Origin of the sequence: Ferrovibrio sp. (assembly GCF_025869515.1) — a bacterium.
Taxonomy (GTDB): Bacteria; Pseudomonadota; Alphaproteobacteria; order Ferrovibrionales; family Ferrovibrionaceae; genus Ferrovibrio.
This window is the reverse complement of the sequence record NZ_JAOZVR010000119.1, coordinates 84,324-99,278: the sequence shown is the minus strand read 5'-3', so window position 1 is coordinate 99,278 and position 14,955 is coordinate 84,324. Positions and strand designations below refer to the sequence as shown.

The 14,955-nt window shown below is 62.1% G+C and carries 13 protein-coding genes; 2 read left to right on the top strand and 11 right to left on the bottom strand.

Going from position 1 to position 14,955, the window contains the following annotated elements:
• Both OJJ21_RS22905 and uvrA read right to left on the bottom strand, forming a co-directional pair.
• Positions 1–405, bottom strand: coding sequence for a heme-binding protein (locus tag OJJ21_RS22905; protein ID WP_297690220.1), 405 nt, complete (start codon positions 403–405; stop codon positions 1–3).
• Positions 406–426: 21 nt separating this feature from the next.
• Positions 427–3,315 (bottom strand): excinuclease ABC subunit UvrA, encoded by a 2,889-nt coding sequence (uvrA, locus tag OJJ21_RS22900; RefSeq protein ID WP_297690218.1) that lies wholly within the window; start codon positions 3,313–3,315, stop codon positions 427–429.
• Between the two features lie 110 nt (positions 3,316–3,425).
• Here uvrA and ssb point away from each other — a divergent pair, with 110 nt between their 5' ends.
• Positions 3,426–3,917 (top strand): single-stranded DNA-binding protein, encoded by a 492-nt coding sequence (gene ssb / locus OJJ21_RS22895; RefSeq protein ID WP_297690216.1) that lies wholly within the window; start codon positions 3,426–3,428, stop codon positions 3,915–3,917.
• A gap of 69 nt (positions 3,918–3,986) precedes the next feature.
• On the opposite strand, the gene OJJ21_RS22890 is transcribed toward ssb, so the two are convergent.
• From OJJ21_RS22890 to mazG, 5 genes are all read right to left on the bottom strand, one after another.
• Positions 3,987–4,397 (bottom strand): hypothetical protein, encoded by a 411-nt coding sequence (locus OJJ21_RS22890; protein WP_297690215.1) that lies wholly within the window; start codon positions 4,395–4,397, stop codon positions 3,987–3,989.
• Between the two features lie 15 nt (positions 4,398–4,412).
• Entirely contained in the window at positions 4,413–4,727 is a 315-nt protein-coding gene (locus OJJ21_RS22885) for a hypothetical protein (protein ID WP_297690213.1), read from the bottom strand.
• Positions 4,728–4,770: 43 nt separating this feature from the next.
• Positions 4,771–5,043: a CsbD family protein gene (locus tag OJJ21_RS22880; RefSeq protein WP_297690211.1), complete on the bottom strand. Its 273-nt coding sequence runs from the start codon at positions 5,041–5,043 to the stop codon at positions 4,771–4,773.
• Positions 5,044–5,125: 82 nt separating this feature from the next.
• On the bottom strand, positions 5,126–5,362 hold the full coding sequence (locus OJJ21_RS22875; RefSeq protein WP_297690279.1) for a CsbD family protein: 237 nt from the start codon (positions 5,360–5,362) through the stop codon (positions 5,126–5,128).
• 265 nt (positions 5,363–5,627) lie between these two features.
• Positions 5,628–6,452: a nucleoside triphosphate pyrophosphohydrolase gene (mazG, locus tag OJJ21_RS22870; protein ID WP_297690209.1), complete on the bottom strand. Its 825-nt coding sequence runs from the start codon at positions 6,450–6,452 to the stop codon at positions 5,628–5,630.
• A 230-nt stretch (positions 6,453–6,682) separates the two neighbouring features.
• Here mazG and OJJ21_RS22865 point away from each other — a divergent pair, with 230 nt between their 5' ends.
• Positions 6,683–11,335 (top strand): calcium-binding protein, encoded by a 4,653-nt coding sequence (locus tag OJJ21_RS22865; protein ID WP_297690207.1) that lies wholly within the window; start codon positions 6,683–6,685, stop codon positions 11,333–11,335.
• Between the two features lie 39 nt (positions 11,336–11,374).
• On the opposite strand, the gene OJJ21_RS22860 is transcribed toward OJJ21_RS22865, so the two are convergent.
• The 4 genes from OJJ21_RS22860 to OJJ21_RS22845 form a co-directional block, all read right to left on the bottom strand.
• Positions 11,375–12,604 carry a type III PLP-dependent enzyme gene (locus OJJ21_RS22860; protein ID WP_297690205.1) on the bottom strand — a complete coding sequence of 410 codons (1,230 nt, stop codon included), beginning with the start codon at positions 12,602–12,604 and terminating at the stop codon, positions 11,375–11,377.
• A 335-nt stretch (positions 12,605–12,939) separates the two neighbouring features.
• Positions 12,940–13,824, bottom strand: a complete 885-nt coding sequence (gene speB, locus OJJ21_RS22855; protein WP_297690203.1) for an agmatinase — start codon at positions 13,822–13,824, stop codon at positions 12,940–12,942.
• Positions 13,825–13,861: 37 nt separating this feature from the next.
• Entirely contained in the window at positions 13,862–14,512 is a 651-nt protein-coding gene (locus tag OJJ21_RS22850; RefSeq protein WP_297690202.1) for an RMD1 family protein, read from the bottom strand.
• A 221-nt stretch (positions 14,513–14,733) separates the two neighbouring features.
• On the bottom strand, positions 14,734–14,946 hold the full coding sequence (locus OJJ21_RS22845; protein ID WP_297690200.1) for a hypothetical protein: 213 nt from the start codon (positions 14,944–14,946) through the stop codon (positions 14,734–14,736).
• Positions 14,947–14,955 lie beyond the last annotated feature (9 nt).

Here is a 14,955-nt window from a genome sequence, read left to right as displayed (position 1 = left end):
TCAGACGCCGAGTTTGGCAATGCCGGCGCGGGCGATCACGGAATCATCGCTCGACTTCACGCCTGAAACGCCCACGGCGCCGATGCAGACACCATCCACGATGATCGGCTCGCCGCCTTCCAGCAGCACCAGATCTGGCACGGAGAGGAAGGCATTGCGGCCATTGCCGACGATCTCTTCCAGGGCCTTGGTCGGCTTGCGCGAGAACGCGGCCGCCTTGGCCTTGCCCTGGCTGATAAAGGTCGACTGTACCGGCGCACCATCGAGACGCTGGAAATGCAGCAGATGGCCGCCATCATCGGCGATAGCGATGCTGACCTTCCAGTCGTTCTTCCTGGCCTCAGCCTCGGCGCCAGCGGCAATGGCCTGCACATCGGCGAGTGTCAGGGCTTTACGCGTAATCATCGATGACTTCCCCTCTGGTGGTTACTCCGCCGCATCGCGGCGCGATTTCTTGGTGGATGGCTCGCTGCGCTGCGCGGCCGGCTTGAGATACTCTTTCAGATACTGGCCGGTATAGCTGTCCTTCACCTTGGCCACATCTTCCGGCGTGCCTACGGCAACGACGCGCCCGCCGCCATTGCCGCCTTCCGGCCCCATATCGACGATCCAGTCGGCGGTCTTGATGACCTCAAGATTATGCTCGATCACGATCATAGTGTTGCCGGAATCGACCAGCTCGTGCAGCACTTCAAGCAGCTTACGCACATCCTCGAAATGCAGGCCGGTGGTCGGCTCGTCGAGGATGTAAAGCGTGCGGCCGGTGGCGCGCTTGGACAATTCCTTGGCCAGCTTGACGCGCTGGGCTTCGCCGCCCGAAAGCGTGGTGGCCGACTGGCCGATCTTGATATAGCCGAGGCCGACGCGGTTCAGCGTTTCCAGTTTCTCGCGGATGGTCGGCACCGCCTTGAAGAACTCGGCGCCGTCCTCCACCGTCATGTCCAGGACATCGGCAATCGACTTGTCGCGATAGTGAATTTCCAGAGTCTCGCGATTGTAGCGCTTACCCTTGCAGACGTCGCACTGCACGTAGACGTCGGGCAGGAAATGCATCTCGATCTTGATCAGACCGTCGCCCTGGCAGGCCTCGCAGCGGCCGCCCTTGACGTTGAACGAGAAACGGCCGGGCGCGTAGCCGCGCGTCTTGGCTTCCGGCAGACCGGCGAACCAGTCGCGGATCGGACCGAAGGCGCCGGTATAGGTGGCAGGATTGGAGCGCGGCGTGCGGCCGATCGGCGACTGGTCGATGTCGACGATCTTGTCGAGCCATTCCAGTCCTTCGATCCGCTCATGTGCACCGGGCAGCTCGCGGCTGTTGTTCAGTTTGCGCGACAGCGCCTTGTACAGCGTCTCGATGGTCAGCGTCGACTTGCCGCCGCCCGATACGCCGGTGACACAGGTGAACAGGCCCAGCGGGAATTCGACCGTGACATTCTGCAGGTTGTTGGCCTTGGCGCCGACCAACCTGAGTTGCTTATTGCTGACGCGCTTGCGCCGCTGCTTGGGGATCGCCACCGAGCGGGCGCCAGTCAGATACTGGCCGGTGACCGATTTCTTCGCGGCCATGATGTCGGCGGGCGTACCCTCGGCGATGATCTCGCCGCCATGCACGCCGGCCGCCGGGCCCATATCGATCACATAATCCGCCTGCCGGATCGCTTCCTCGTCATGCTCGACCACCAGCACCGTGTTGCCGATGTCACGCAGATGCACCAGCGTCTCGAGCAGCTTGGCGTTGTCGCGCTGGTGCAGACCGATGGAAGGTTCGTCCAGCACATAGAGCACACCGGTCAGGCCGGAGCCGATCTGCGAGGCCAGCCGGATACGCTGGCTTTCGCCACCTGACAGCGTGCCGGACGAGCGCGACATCGACAGATAATCAAGGCCGACATTGACCAGAAAGCCGAGTCGGTCATTGATCTCCTTCAGGATGCGCGCCGCAATGTCCTTTTCCTTGGGCTTCAGTTTCTTGGTCAGATCAAGGAACCACTGGCGGGCTTCCAGGATCGAGAATTCGCAGGCCTGGCCGATATGCAGGCCACCGACCTTCACCGCCATCGCCTCGGCCTTGAGGCGATAGCCATTGCAGGTCTCGCAGGCCGTGGCGGATTGATAGCGCGACAGTTCCTCGCGGATCGTGTCGGACTCGGTTTCACGCCAGCGCCGCTCCAGGTTGGGCAGCACGCCCTCGAAGGGCCGCTTCACCGTGTAGGTGCGCATGCCGTCGTCGTAGCTGATCGGCACGACATCATCGCCCGAACCATGCAGGATGGCGTTGCGGGTCTTCGCCGGCAGTTCCTTCCACTTAGTGTTCAGCGAGAATTTGTAGAACTTCGCCAGCCCTTCCAGTGTCTGCAGATAATAGGGCGATGGCGTGGCGGCGCGCGACCACGGCACGATGGCACCCTCGCGCAAGCTGATGCCTTCTTCCGGCACCACCATGGCGGCGTCGAAATACATCTTCGAGCCGAGTCCATCGCAGGTCGGGCAGGCGCCATGCGGACTGTTAAAAGAAAACAGCCGCGGCTCGATCTCCTCAATGGTGAAGCCTGAGACCGGGCAGGCAAACTTGGCCGAGAAAATGGTGCGCTCGTCCTTGTCGGCATTTTCGGCGAAGGCAATCCCGTCGGCAAGATTGAGCGCCGTCTCGATGGAATCCGCCAGTCGGGTCTGGATACCCTCGCGCACTACCACACGGTCGACCACCACTTCGATATCGTGTTTCAGCTTCTTGTTTAGCGCTGGCACCTCGGCGATCTCATGCAGCTTGCCGTCGACCTTGACGCGCTGGAAGCCGCGCTTCAGCAGGTCCTGCAATTCCTTGCGGTATTCGCCCTTGCGGCCACGCACGATGGGCGCGAGTACCAGCAGGCGGGTGCCTTCCGGCATCGCCAGCACGCGGTCCACCATCTGGCTGACTGTCTGGCTCTCGATCGGCAGTCCGGTGGCCGGCGAGTAAGGCACGCCGATACGGGCAAACAGCAGGCGCAGGTAGTCGTAAATCTCGGTGACGGTGCCAACGGTGGAGCGCGGATTTTTTGACGTCGTCTTCTGCTCGATGGAGATTGCCGGACTGAGGCCATCGATATGATCCACATCGGGCTTCTGCATCAGTTCGAGGAACTGACGGGCATAGGCCGAGAGCGATTCGACATAGCGCCGCTGGCCTTCCGCATAGATCGTATCGAAGGCAAGCGATGACTTGCCCGAGCCGGACAGGCCGGTCAGGACGACCAGCTTGTCGCGCGGGATGTCGACATCGACATTCTTCAGATTGTGCTCGCGGGCACCGCGAACCGAGATGAACTTCTGCATGGATAAACGCCGTATCTGGGGGGCCGATTATTGCGCTTTTCGGGCCGGGCTTTCATTATACGCCCGACTCATGATATAAGATCACTTCGTGAACGGATAGGGGTTAAGATATGGCTGGCAGCGTCAACAAGGTGATCCTGGTCGGTAATCTAGGGCGTGACCCCGAAATTCGCAGCATGCAATCGGGCGAAGAGATCGCCCAGCTGTCCCTGGCCACCTCGGAAACCTGGCGCGACAAGGCCTCGGGCGAGCGCAAGGAGCGCACCGAATGGCATAGGGTCGTGATTTTCAACGAGAATCTGGTCAAGGTCGCCAAGCAGTACCTGAAGAAGGGTTCCAAGGTCTACATTGAGGGCTCGCTGCAGACCCGCAAATGGACCGACAAGGACGGCGCCGAGAAATACACCACCGAGGTGGTACTGCAGCGCTTCCGTGGCGAACTGACCATGCTGGACGGCCGTGAAGGCGGCGGCGGGGGTGGTGGCTTCAGCAGCGGTGGCGATGATTACGGCGGAGGCAGTGGCTCCTCCGGTGGCCGGTCGGGCGGGGGCGGCGGTTCTGCTCCGCGTCGCGACGACATGGACGACGAAATTCCATTCTGAGCCATTTCAGGTTTCTGGACAGCAAAAAGGCGCAGCTTGCGGGCTGCGCCTTTTTTCATGGTCGGATGATCAGCGTTTCAGCAGCGACGTCAGCAATACCCCCAGTCCGACTGCGACGCCGACACTGGCCAGCGGATGTTTGCGGGCAAGGGGTTCGATCTCATCCTTGATCTTGTTGATCTCGTCCTGCAGGCCATGGCTCGGCCAGTAGGTCCAGACCAGCGCGGCCGCAACCCCCAGGACGAGGATGAAACCGAGCAGGGTGCCACCGGCGGCGACCGCAGCCCAATGCGGGGCCATGGTGGCCCCATAGGCCAGGAACAATCCCCAGCCGAACAGGATGCAGCTGGCGGACAGCACGGCAAATGCAACGATGCCCAGAGCGGCGACGACGACAAGCCGTCGCCGTTGTCGTTTCGATGCCGCCGCCTGCAGCCCGCTGAGCAGCAAGCCGGGCAGCAGTGTCGCCAAACTACTCATATTGAGATGCTCATGCTATTTGCGCAGCAGCAGAGTGATCATGGCGCCGGCGGCAAAAGCTGCCAGCAGGCTGGTCGCCGGATGCTCCTGCACGGTTTCCTCGATGCGGTCGATTGCTTCGCGGCCGCGATCCTTCAGATCACCGCCAAGTTCGATGATCCGGTTCTGCAGTTGCGACAGTTCGGCCTCGGCAAGTGCCGTGCCATCGGTCTTGGCACGGGAAACCAGAGCGCCAAGCTCGCTGCCCAGATCAAGGACCTGGCCGCGGAGTTCGGCAAGTTCGGCCTCGGGGGAGCGGATGCGGCGGCGGGTGCGTGTTGCGGTTGCCATGGTAAAACTCCTTTTGTGTGTTTCAGGCGGTGCGGTGCACCGTTCAGTGCCTGCTGATCTTGGACCTGCGGCCGGTGTCGGACAGTTCGTTCATCCAGGCCGCAACCTGACGCTCGGCCTGGTCGGTGATGATGCCGTAGCGTTCCTGAATCTTGCCGACGAGCTGTTCGCGACGGCCGGCGATCACATCCAGATCGTCGTCAGTCAGCTCGCCCCAGCGTTCGCGGACTTTGCCGGAGAACTGCTTCCAGTTTCCCTCGATCCGGTCCCAGGACGGCAGGGCGGCTTTCACATTGGTTTCAAGGTGGTCCTTCATGTCAGCTCCGTTGTGATAGGGATGGCGGGAAAAAGCGGGCGGCCGAAATGCCGGCCGCCCGTCTTCATCTGATGGGGAAGCGCTAGCGGACGGCTTGGGTCTTCTCCCATTCCTCGACCTGCTTCTCCGCTTCCTTCTTGGCGATGCCGTAGCGCTCCTGAATCTTGCCGACCAGTTCCTGACGCTTGCCATTGATCACGGTGACGTCGTTATCGGTCAGCTTGCCCCAGCGCTGCTTCACCTTGCCGGCGAACTGGTTCCAGTTGCCTTCGACCTGATCCCAGGTGCCGCTGCTGGCGGAATAGGCGGCTGGGGGCATGATGGTTGCGAGTAGCGCGAAAGCGGAAACGGCGGCGATTGCGATCTTGCGCATGGCTGAAGTCCTCCTGTGTTGGGGAAGGCTTCAAGTAACCGTTTGCAGTTGCGAAAAGTTCCGCCCAAGACGCGGTTATCGGTTCCTGGTCACAAGGCAAACCCCTGATTCGCTTGAGACTCGCGTAGGCGAAGCTATGCCGCCCCTAGACGGTGATGTGGCGCGCCGATGCAGCTGAATCGGACAACGCAACGGTGTGGAGAAAGTGGCGTCAGGGCTTTTTTCCCAAGGCTTTTGCCCTGTCCCAGGCGGCATCCATAGTGACCAGGTCGCAATCCGCGAGCTGTTTGCCATCGGCAAGCAAAATTGCTTCCATCTTGCTGAAGCGACCTTCGAATTTCCGGTTGGCTGCACGCAGCGAGGCTTCCGGGTCGAGTTTCAGGTGCCGGGCGAGGTTGGCGACAACGAACAGGAAATCGCCGAACTCTTCGTCAATACCTGCGATGTTGCCGGCATCGATCTCCGTTTCCAGCTCGGCCAGCTCTTCCCGGATCTTGGCCAGAACGGGGCGCTTATCGGGCCAGTCAAAGCCCACCCGTGCGGCGCGGTTCTGCAGCTTCACCGCCCGCAGCAGCGCCGGAAGTCCGGCGGTTACGCCAGCCAGCACAGGAGAAAGCCCCTGTTCCATTGCCGTATCGGCCTTGGCCGCACGCTCTGCGGCCTTGATGCTTTCCCAATTGGCCGAGACCGTATCGGCGTGCTGCGCATCGACGTCGCCGAAAACATGCGGGTGCCGGCGAATCATCTTGTCGGCAATGCCGGCGGCAACATCGGGGAAGGCGAAATGGCCGGCTTCCTCGGCCATGCGCGCGTGGAACACCACCTGGAGCAGCAGATCGCCGAGCTCATCCTTCAGGGCCGGCAGGTCGTTGCGCGCAATGGCATCCTCGACCTCGTAGGCTTCCTCGATAGTATAGGGCGCGATGGTGGCAAAATTCTGCTCCAGGTCCCAGGGGCAGCCACCATCCGGATCACGCAGCCGCGCCATGATGCGCAGCAGTTCGGCCAGGCTGGAGAGGTCGTGGGGAGTTGTCATGCGGGCCCTCGGGAATCAGCCCGGCAAGCATGCCGGAAAGGGCAATGTGCGGCTACCGGCCCCTTTGGCAGGCACATGTCTGTACCACGATACAATCATAATACTTCAACTATAAATACATAAATTTATCCACATAGGCTCGCAAAGGTAATTGACACGATATTCCAGGTTGCGGAATCTGTGAGGACTGTAATTTTCGCGATTCTCCTTAGAAAAAGGGACTGCAAGCCATGGCAATCATCACAGGCGATGCCCTCGACAACACGTTGAACGGCACGTCCGACGCAGATCAGATTTCCGGCTTGGCAGGCAATGACACACTGGAGGGCGGCGGTGGCGCCGACATGTTGGATGGCGGCGATGGCACGGATACCGCGAGCTATGCCGGTGCGGCATCGTCCATTCAAGTCAGCCTCGACAACAGCATCGTCAATGTTGGCGAAGCGGCCGGCGATACGCTCAGCAGCATCGAGAACCTGACCGGCTCAGCCTACAACGATCTGCTGATCGGCGATGCTGGCGACAATGTTCTGGACGGCGGTGACGGCAATGACACGCTGATCGGCGGTGCCGGTGCGGATACCCTCATTGGCGGCGATGGTATGGCAGACACTGCCGTCTATGCGCAGTCCTCGGTCGGTGTAACCGTCAGCCTGGCGACGGGTACCGGCAGCGGCGGCGATGCACAGAACGATACTCTTGTCAGCATTGAGGACCTGAGCGGTTCCGCTTTCGATGATGTGCTCACTGGCGATGCGGGGAATAACAGTCTGACTGGCGGTGCCGGCGCCGATACGCAGGATGGCGGCGATGGCAACGATACACTGATCGGTGGGGCTGGCGCCGACAGCTTGGTCGGTGGCAACGGCACGGATACCGCGCGTTACAGCAGCTCCGCATCCGGCGTGACGGTCGATCTGTCAGCCGGCACGGGCGCGGGCGGCGATGCGCAGGGCGATACGCTGACTGGTATCGAGAATCTCTTCGGCTCCGGCCAGGCCGACACGCTGACCGGCGATGCGGGCAGCAATGTCCTGGACGGCGGCAACGGCAATGACATTCTGGATGGTGGCGCGGGCGCCGATAACCTGATCGGCGGCGGTGGCACCGATACCGTGACCTATGCCAGCGCGTCCGGTGCTGTGACCGTTAACCTTGCCGCCAACAGCGGCACAGGCAGCGATGCCCAGGGCGATACCTACAGCAGCATCGAGACGGTGATCGGTTCGGCCGGAAATGACAGCCTGACGGGCTCTGCCGGCCCCAACAGCCTGTATGGCGGTGCCGGCAATGATACGCTGGCGGGTGCTGACGGCGCCGATTATCTCGATGGCGGAGCGGATACCGATGTCGTGTCCTATGCGGACTCCACGGCCGGCGTGTCCGTCAACCTGGCAGCAGGGACCGGCAGTGGCGGATCTGCGCAGGGCGACATGCTGGTCGGCATCGAGCAGATCATCGGCTCGGCATTTTCCGACCAACTGACAGGGTCCGCCAATGCCGACAGTCTGAGCGGCGGCGATGGCGATGACCTGTTTGTTGGCGGTGCCGGTGCCGACACGCTAGATGGCGGCAATGGCGTCGATACGGTCAGCTATGCAGCGTCCTCGGCAGGGGTGATCGTCGACCTGACGACGGGGGACAACACGGGTGGCGACGCGCAGGGCGATGTCCTTGTCAGTATTGAAAATGTTATCGGCTCGGCGAATGCCGATACGCTGACCGGTGACGCCGGCGCAAACCTGCTGAACGGTGGCGCAGGCAGCGACACGCTGAATGGTGCCGATGGCAACGACACGCTGATCGGTGGTGTCGGCGCGGATGTGCTGACAGGCGACAATGGCAGCGATACGGCGAGCTATACCGGTTCGTCTGTCGCAGTCACCGTCAATCTGGCAACCGGCACAGCGACCGGCGGCGATGCGGCGGGCGATACTTTCAGCAGCATCGAGAACCTGGCCGGGTCATCCTTCAATGACATACTGACGGGCAATACTGGCGCCAATACCCTGTCCGGCGCTGATGGAAATGACCTGATCGATGGTGGAGCGGGTGCGGATGTGCTGGATGGCGGCGCCGACACCGATACCGTCAGTTACGCTGCTTCCTCGGCTGGCGTCACGGTCAACCTTGCCACTGGAACCGGTTCGGGCGGCGATGCGGCAGGCGATACGCTGAGCGGCATTGAGAATATTACCGGCTCGGCCTTTGTCGATACCCTTACGGGTGATGCCGGCAATAACATCCTGAACGGCGGTGCCGGCAACGACACACTGACTGGCGGCGATGGGGACGACTGGCTGATCGGCGGCCTGGGCGCTGACAGCCATGTCGGTGGCAACGGTATCGACACAGTGGATTACAGCACGGCCACCAGCGCTCTGCAGATCAGTCTTCAGGCCGGCAACGGCGGTGGTTATGCGGCAGGCGACATCTTCAGCGGAATCGAGAATGCCATTCTCTCTGCGTTCAATGACAGTGTGCAGGGCAACGCCAGCAACAATCGCCTTGAGGGCGGCGCCGGCAATGACACGTTGCTGGGCGAAGGCGGCAACGATGTCCTGATTGGTGGCGATGGCAACGATACGCTGACAGCCGGTAATGGCGACGATCTGCTGATCGGAGGTGCGGGCGCGGATGCCCTGGATGGCGGGGCGGGAATTGATACGGTTTCCTACAGCGAAGGCACCAGTGCTGCATTCATCAGCCTGCTGGCAGGTTCGCCCAGTGGCTATGCCTTCGGTGACATCTATACCAGCATCGAAAATGTGATCCTGACGGCTTTCGACGATACCGCACAGGGCGACAATAATGCTAACCGCCTCGATGGTGGCGCTGGCGCAGACCTGCTGCTGGGCGAGGGCGGCGATGACTGGCTGATCGGTGGTGGTGGCGGCGATACGATGGATGGCGGCAACGGCATCGACACGGTGGATTACAGTGGGTTCGCCAGCTATGTCGCGATCAGCCTGCTGAATGGCAACGGCAGCGGGGCGGCGTTCTATGATACGATCACCAATATCGAGAATGCGGTTCTGACAGCGTTTGACGACAGCGTGCAGGGCACCGCTGGCGCCAACCGTCTTGATGGCGGTGCTGGCAATGACACGCTGCTGGGCGAGAATGGCGACGATATCCTGATCGGTGGCGCGGGTACCGATACGCTGAATGGCGGCAACGGCAGCGATACGGCCAGCTATGTGGGCTCTGCTGCTGCCGTTACGGTCAACCTGGACACCGGCATTGCAACCGGCGGCGATGCAGCCGGCGATACGTATACCAGCATTGAAAATCTCGTCGGCTCGACGAATGCCGATACGCTGACCGGCAACACCGGCAATAATATCATAGAAGGCGGGACTGGCGCCGACGTCATGGATGGCGGCGGCGGCATCGATACCGCCAGCTATGCCAGTTCGGCTGTAGGCGTCACGGTCAATCTTGCCACCGGGGTCAATACCGGTGGTGATGCGGCGGGCGACACGCTCACTGGCATTGAGAACCTGACGGGTTCTGCCTTCGTCGATATCCTGACTGGCGATGCCAATGCCAACACTTTGTCCGGAGGTGCGGGTAATGACCAGCTGAATGGCGGCGATGGCGACGACATCCTGATTGGCGGCCTGGGCGCCGATGCCATGGTTGGTGGCAATGGTGTCGACACGGCCGACTACAGTAGTGCGACTGCAGCGTTGCAGATCAGCCTGCAGGCTGGCAATGGCGGCGGCTATGCCGCGGGCGACACCTTCAATGGCATCGAGAATGCTATCCTGTCGGCTTTCGACGACAGTGTTCAGGGTACTGCTGGTGCCAACCGCCTTGAGGGTGGTGCTGGCAATGACTCGCTGCTGGGCGAGGGCGGGAACGACATTCTGATCGGCGGTGACGGCAACGATACGCTGACCGGCGGCAATGGCGATGACTGGATGATCGGTGGGGCCGGTGCGGATGCCTATAATGGCGGGGCCAATACCGACACCGTCGATTACAGCGGAGCGACCAGCATGGTTGCGGTTAACTTGCTGGCCAACAATGCCGGTGGCTATGCTGCCGGCGATACATTCTCCGGCGTGGAGACGATCATCCTGTCTGCCTTCGACGATACCGCGCGTGGTGACAACAGCGCCAACCGGTTCGATGGTGGCGCCGGGGCCGACCAGCTGTTCGGCGAAGGCGGCGATGACTGGCTGATCGGCGGCGGCGGCGGTGACAGCATGGATGGTGGTTCGGGCATCGACACGGTGGACTACAGCGGGCTGGACAGCTACGTGGCGATCAGCCTGCTGAATGGCAATGGTAGCGGCGCCGCACTCAACGACACATTGGCCAGCATTGAGAATGCCGTTCTGACGGCATTTGACGACGGCGTGCAGGGCACGACTGGCGCCAATCGTCTCGATGGCGGTGGCGGTAATGATACCCTTACTGGCGAGGCCGGGAATGACACGCTGATCGGCGGAACCGGCAATGACACACTGGACGGCGGCGACGGCGGCGATCTCTATCAAGTTACTCGGGGCGATGGTGTCGACAGCATCGTCCAGGCTGGTATCTCGGATCCATCCACCACCACCGATATCGTCAAGTTCATGACCGGGGTGGGGTATGACCAGCTATGGTTCAGCCATACCGGTAACGACCTGCAGATCGATGTGATCGGAGAAGCGTCCAGTACGGTGCTACTGAAGGATTGGTATACCGATAGTACCCGCCGGGTCGACAGTATCCAGACCATGGACGGCAGCCATAGCCTGTCTGCTGCCAATGTACAGGCTCTGGTCGATGCGATGGCGTTCTATACCGCACCGCCGATGGGCCAGTTCGTGCTTGATCCGACGACGGCAAGTGACCTGGCTTCTGTGTTTGCCACGACCTGGGCCTGAGGAATGGCAGGGGCGCCGAAACACAGCGCCCCCGGCCTTTCAGATCACCGCATATCCCGGCGTACGCAGCAGCGGGGCGTCGCTGACCTCGACCAACTGGCCGCGATCGAAGCCGTTGAAAGCCGTGCGCAGCGTGGCGCCATAGGCACCAAGCTGGCCGATCTCGATCCAGTCGCCCTCGGTCACGTCAGCGGGCAGGCTGAAGCCGCCATCCATGCGGTCCAGGCTGTCGCAGGTCGGGCCGAACAGCGTGAAAACGCGTTCTGACGCGGTACTGGCACGCAGCAGGCGCAGCGGAAACCGCCAGGCCAGCGTGCCGGCATCGGCCAAGCTGCCATAGACGCCGTCATTGATGTACAGGCTGCTATCGCGGCGTGCCTGCACCTGCACGACGACAGAGGCACCCTGTGCCACGAGCGCACGGCCGGGCTCGGCCCAGATGTGCTCCGGCGCCGCTGCACCGAGACGTTCGCGCAGCGCATCAGCGCCGGCGTCGATCTCCGCCATGAAGGCGGCCAGCGGCGGCAGGTCGTCGCCCGGATAGGCGACAGGAAAGCCACCGCCAACATCCAGGATGTCGAGCTTCACGCCGGCCGCCACAGCGATATCGCCAGCGCGCGCGATGGCGGCTGACCACATCGCCGGATCGCTGCACTGCGAACCGACATGGAACGAAATACCAAGGCGCTGCGCCGCCGCGCGGGCGCGACATAGCAACGCCGGCGCCGCTTCGGCGGCGATGCCGAACTTGCCCGAGAGATCCAGTGCCGCCTTGCCTTTGGGCAGCGCGATGCGGACGATCAGGCCGAGATCGCTGGTCGCACCGGTTTCGGCGAAGATTTTCTCCAGCTCGGCTTCGCTGTCGATGGCGAAATCGCGCACGCCATGCTGCCGCCAGGCCGTGCGGATAGCCGAACGGGCTTTGACCGGGTGCATGTAGTGAATGGTGGCCTCAGGCAACACGTGCCGGACCACGGCGATCTCGGCCGGCGAGGCACAGTCGAAGGCCTTCACGCCACCGCGCCACAAGGCCGACAGCACGCGCGGTTCCGGATTGCATTTGACGGCATAGAGCGTGCGACCCTCGAAAGCTTCGACGAAGGAGCGCGCCGCCGCGGTGATCGCGGCCGGACGCAGGCAATGCAGCGGCTCTTCCGGGCGCAGCGACGCGACCACGGCATCGACCGAGGGCAGGGGTGCAACGCCGCGTCGTCGCGACGGATCGCGGCGCAGCGGAGTGACGGCAACACGCAGGCTGGACGCGGTCATCCGCAGATCCTCCAAGACGTCAAACCACACCGCTGGAAAACGGTGGGTAAAGCGAATTTTGGTGGAATGCTGCCAATCCGGCTCGCCGCTTGCGCGGGTCATCACCTGGGATCGGCAAGCCGGGAGCTAAACCAAGCTCCGAATGTGCCTGAACAACATCGTCAGCTCCTTCAAGGCGCCAGCCCACGCGGCTGGCTCTCCGAAAAGGACGCGTGCGTCGTTGCTTGACCGATATTGGCCTAGGGCACGTGCGACCTGCGTCTTGATGCAGGCATTTAAACCAAATGCGCCGCGATGCAAGAGGAAATTTCGATTACGGGCAAAATGTCATAATTCTAGGTGCGCAGCGCGAGATACTCGTAGACGAGAGTAGCCGCCGCCAGCGCCGTCAGTTCGGCGTGATCGTAGGCGGGCGCCACCTCCACCATATCCATGCCGGCGAAGTTCAGGCCACCCAGCCGTCGCAGCAACGCCTGTGCCTGCCAGGTGGCAAGTCCACCGATCTCCGGCGTGCCGGTACCGGGCGCGAAGGCAGGATCGAGCGCATCTATATCGAAACTCAGATAGCTGGGCGCCTCGCCGACAGTCTGGCGAATCTGCGCGGCCACTGCTTCGATGCCGCGCTCATGCACATCCTGCGCGCTGACGATGGTGACTCCCTGGCTCAGTGTCCAGTCCAGTACGTCGGTCTGGACCGGCGAACGGATGCCGATCTGGATCATGCGGCGCGGATCGACCAGGCCTTCGTTGATGGCATGATAGAAGCATGAGCCGTGGCCGTAGGGCTGTCCGAAACTGTCCGGCCAGGTATCGACATGGGCGTCGAAATGCACCAGTCCAAGCGGACCACCGAGCCGCTTGCGCAGAGCGCGCAGCAGCGGCAGGGCAATTGAATGATCGCCGCCCAATGTGACGAGATGCGCGAATTGCGCGGCCTGCTGTTCGATCAGCGCCAGGCTGGCCGGTACGTCACCCAGCGCTATGGCGAAATCGCCGGCATCGGTCAGTCCCTTGGTCAGGTCGCGCCGCAGAGTGGGATGATCGCCATCGACCAGCATCTTGCTGGCACGGCGGATTGCCTCAGGGCCGAAACGAGCGCCTGGCCTGTTGGTGGTGGCAATATCGAAGGGAATGCCGGCGATGGCGATACCGGTCTTGCCGGTGCCGCCGGCAGCACCGAGGAATCCGCCTGCGACGGCAAAGGTCGGCTGTCCGCTCATCCTGTCACCCGCTCCGTTTGACGGGCTGGAGGCCCGGTTACCAATGCGCCAAGGTGAGGGCGATCTCAAATACAATCAAGAGCACGATCGCCATTTCCAGTCGCAGGCTGCGCTGGGCATCGATCAGGTCGGTCAGCGCCCGGCTGGTGGCCTGGATCACGGACAGCTTGTTCGACAGGGCGGCTGCGCGCTCGGTTAGCTCATACTCGTCCTGCAGGCGGTTGAACAGGCGCTCAAGCTCCGGCCGGTCCCACAGTACGTCGGGCTTGTCTTCCACGGCGACGCGGCCGGCCATGCGGTGCTCGACCAGCAGGGCTTCGCCTATCAACCGCAGCAGCTGCTTGCGGTTGCCGGGCACCCTGCCGTTTCCTGCCATGGCGCGGGCAAGCGGATCGATGACATCGAACACCACGCTGAGCTGACGCTCGTTATGGGCCAGGGCGACGCTTTTGGCCATCGCATCGGCAATGATCAGGAAACGCTCCGGCGTGAGTTCGCGCAACTGCATCGGACCGCCGGGCGGGATGCTGTCGTCGCCCTCGATCTGCAGTACCACAGTGGCAATTTCATCCTCGACCGGCTGAAATGCGCCGTTGATGCGGGGCGCGAGCTGACGCAGCAGGTCGTCTTCCTCCAGCGGGGATAATCCGGCCAGAACAACCGCGCCGTAGCGGAAGAACACTGCCATACCTTGCCCACCGATGCGAAAGGCGAACGGATTTGTCGAGATTGTATCGGAACGCTCGAGTCCGGCCGTATCGATACGCTCACCCAGCAACAGGGCGCGGATCGTCAGGCGCTGCTGAAAGGCCGGTGGGGAAGAAGAGGAATTGGTCACGGTAAAACCAATGGCAACCCCGGCCCGATCAGCGGCCGGGGGATGAAATGAATTATCGGGTGATTGCGATTTTAGCTGCGATTGCCTTCGCGCTCGAGTATCCCGGCGAGATTTTGCCATACGGCTTCGCCTTCGATATCACCGCAATTCTTTAAATCCACAGCGCGTCGGCGGGCATAGCCATGGGCGGATTTACCGTAGCTTTTCAGCAGCCCCGAGGAATAGGCGAGCAGATCTGCTTCGCTGACCGCAACAATGGTCGTCTTTCTGTTTTTACCCGGCATCCACACACC

Excerpts from the sequence above, each read along its gene's own strand:
- ssb (WP_297690216.1), top strand. The coding sequence starts at position 3,426 with ATGGCTGGCAGCGTCAACAAGGTGATCCTGGTCGGTAATCTAGGGCGT.
- OJJ21_RS22875 (WP_297690279.1), bottom strand. The coding sequence starts at position 5,362 with ATGCCCCCAGCCGCCTATTCCGCCAGCAGCGGCACCTGGGATCAGGTC.
- OJJ21_RS22880 (WP_297690211.1), bottom strand. The coding sequence starts at position 5,043 with ATGAAGGACCACCTTGAAACCAATGTGAAAGCCGCCCTGCCGTCCTGG.
- OJJ21_RS22850 (WP_297690202.1), bottom strand. The coding sequence starts at position 14,512 with ATGGCAGTGTTCTTCCGCTACGGCGCGGTTGTTCTGGCCGGATTATCC.
- OJJ21_RS22890 (WP_297690215.1), bottom strand. The coding sequence starts at position 4,397 with ATGAGTAGTTTGGCGACACTGCTGCCCGGCTTGCTGCTCAGCGGGCTG.
- OJJ21_RS22865 (WP_297690207.1), top strand. The coding sequence starts at position 6,683 with ATGGCAATCATCACAGGCGATGCCCTCGACAACACGTTGAACGGCACG.
- OJJ21_RS22845 (WP_297690200.1), bottom strand. The coding sequence starts at position 14,946 with ATGCCGGGTAAAAACAGAAAGACGACCATTGTTGCGGTCAGCGAAGCA.
- OJJ21_RS22860 (WP_297690205.1), bottom strand. The coding sequence starts at position 12,604 with ATGACCGCGTCCAGCCTGCGTGTTGCCGTCACTCCGCTGCGCCGCGAT.
- mazG (WP_297690209.1), bottom strand. The coding sequence starts at position 6,452 with ATGACAACTCCCCACGACCTCTCCAGCCTGGCCGAACTGCTGCGCATC.
- uvrA (WP_297690218.1), bottom strand. The coding sequence starts at position 3,315 with ATGCAGAAGTTCATCTCGGTTCGCGGTGCCCGCGAGCACAATCTGAAG.
- OJJ21_RS22905 (WP_297690220.1), bottom strand. The coding sequence starts at position 405 with ATGATTACGCGTAAAGCCCTGACACTCGCCGATGTGCAGGCCATTGCC.
- speB (WP_297690203.1), bottom strand. The coding sequence starts at position 13,824 with ATGAGCGGACAGCCGACCTTTGCCGTCGCAGGCGGATTCCTCGGTGCT.
- OJJ21_RS22885 (WP_297690213.1), bottom strand. The coding sequence starts at position 4,727 with ATGGCAACCGCAACACGCACCCGCCGCCGCATCCGCTCCCCCGAGGCC.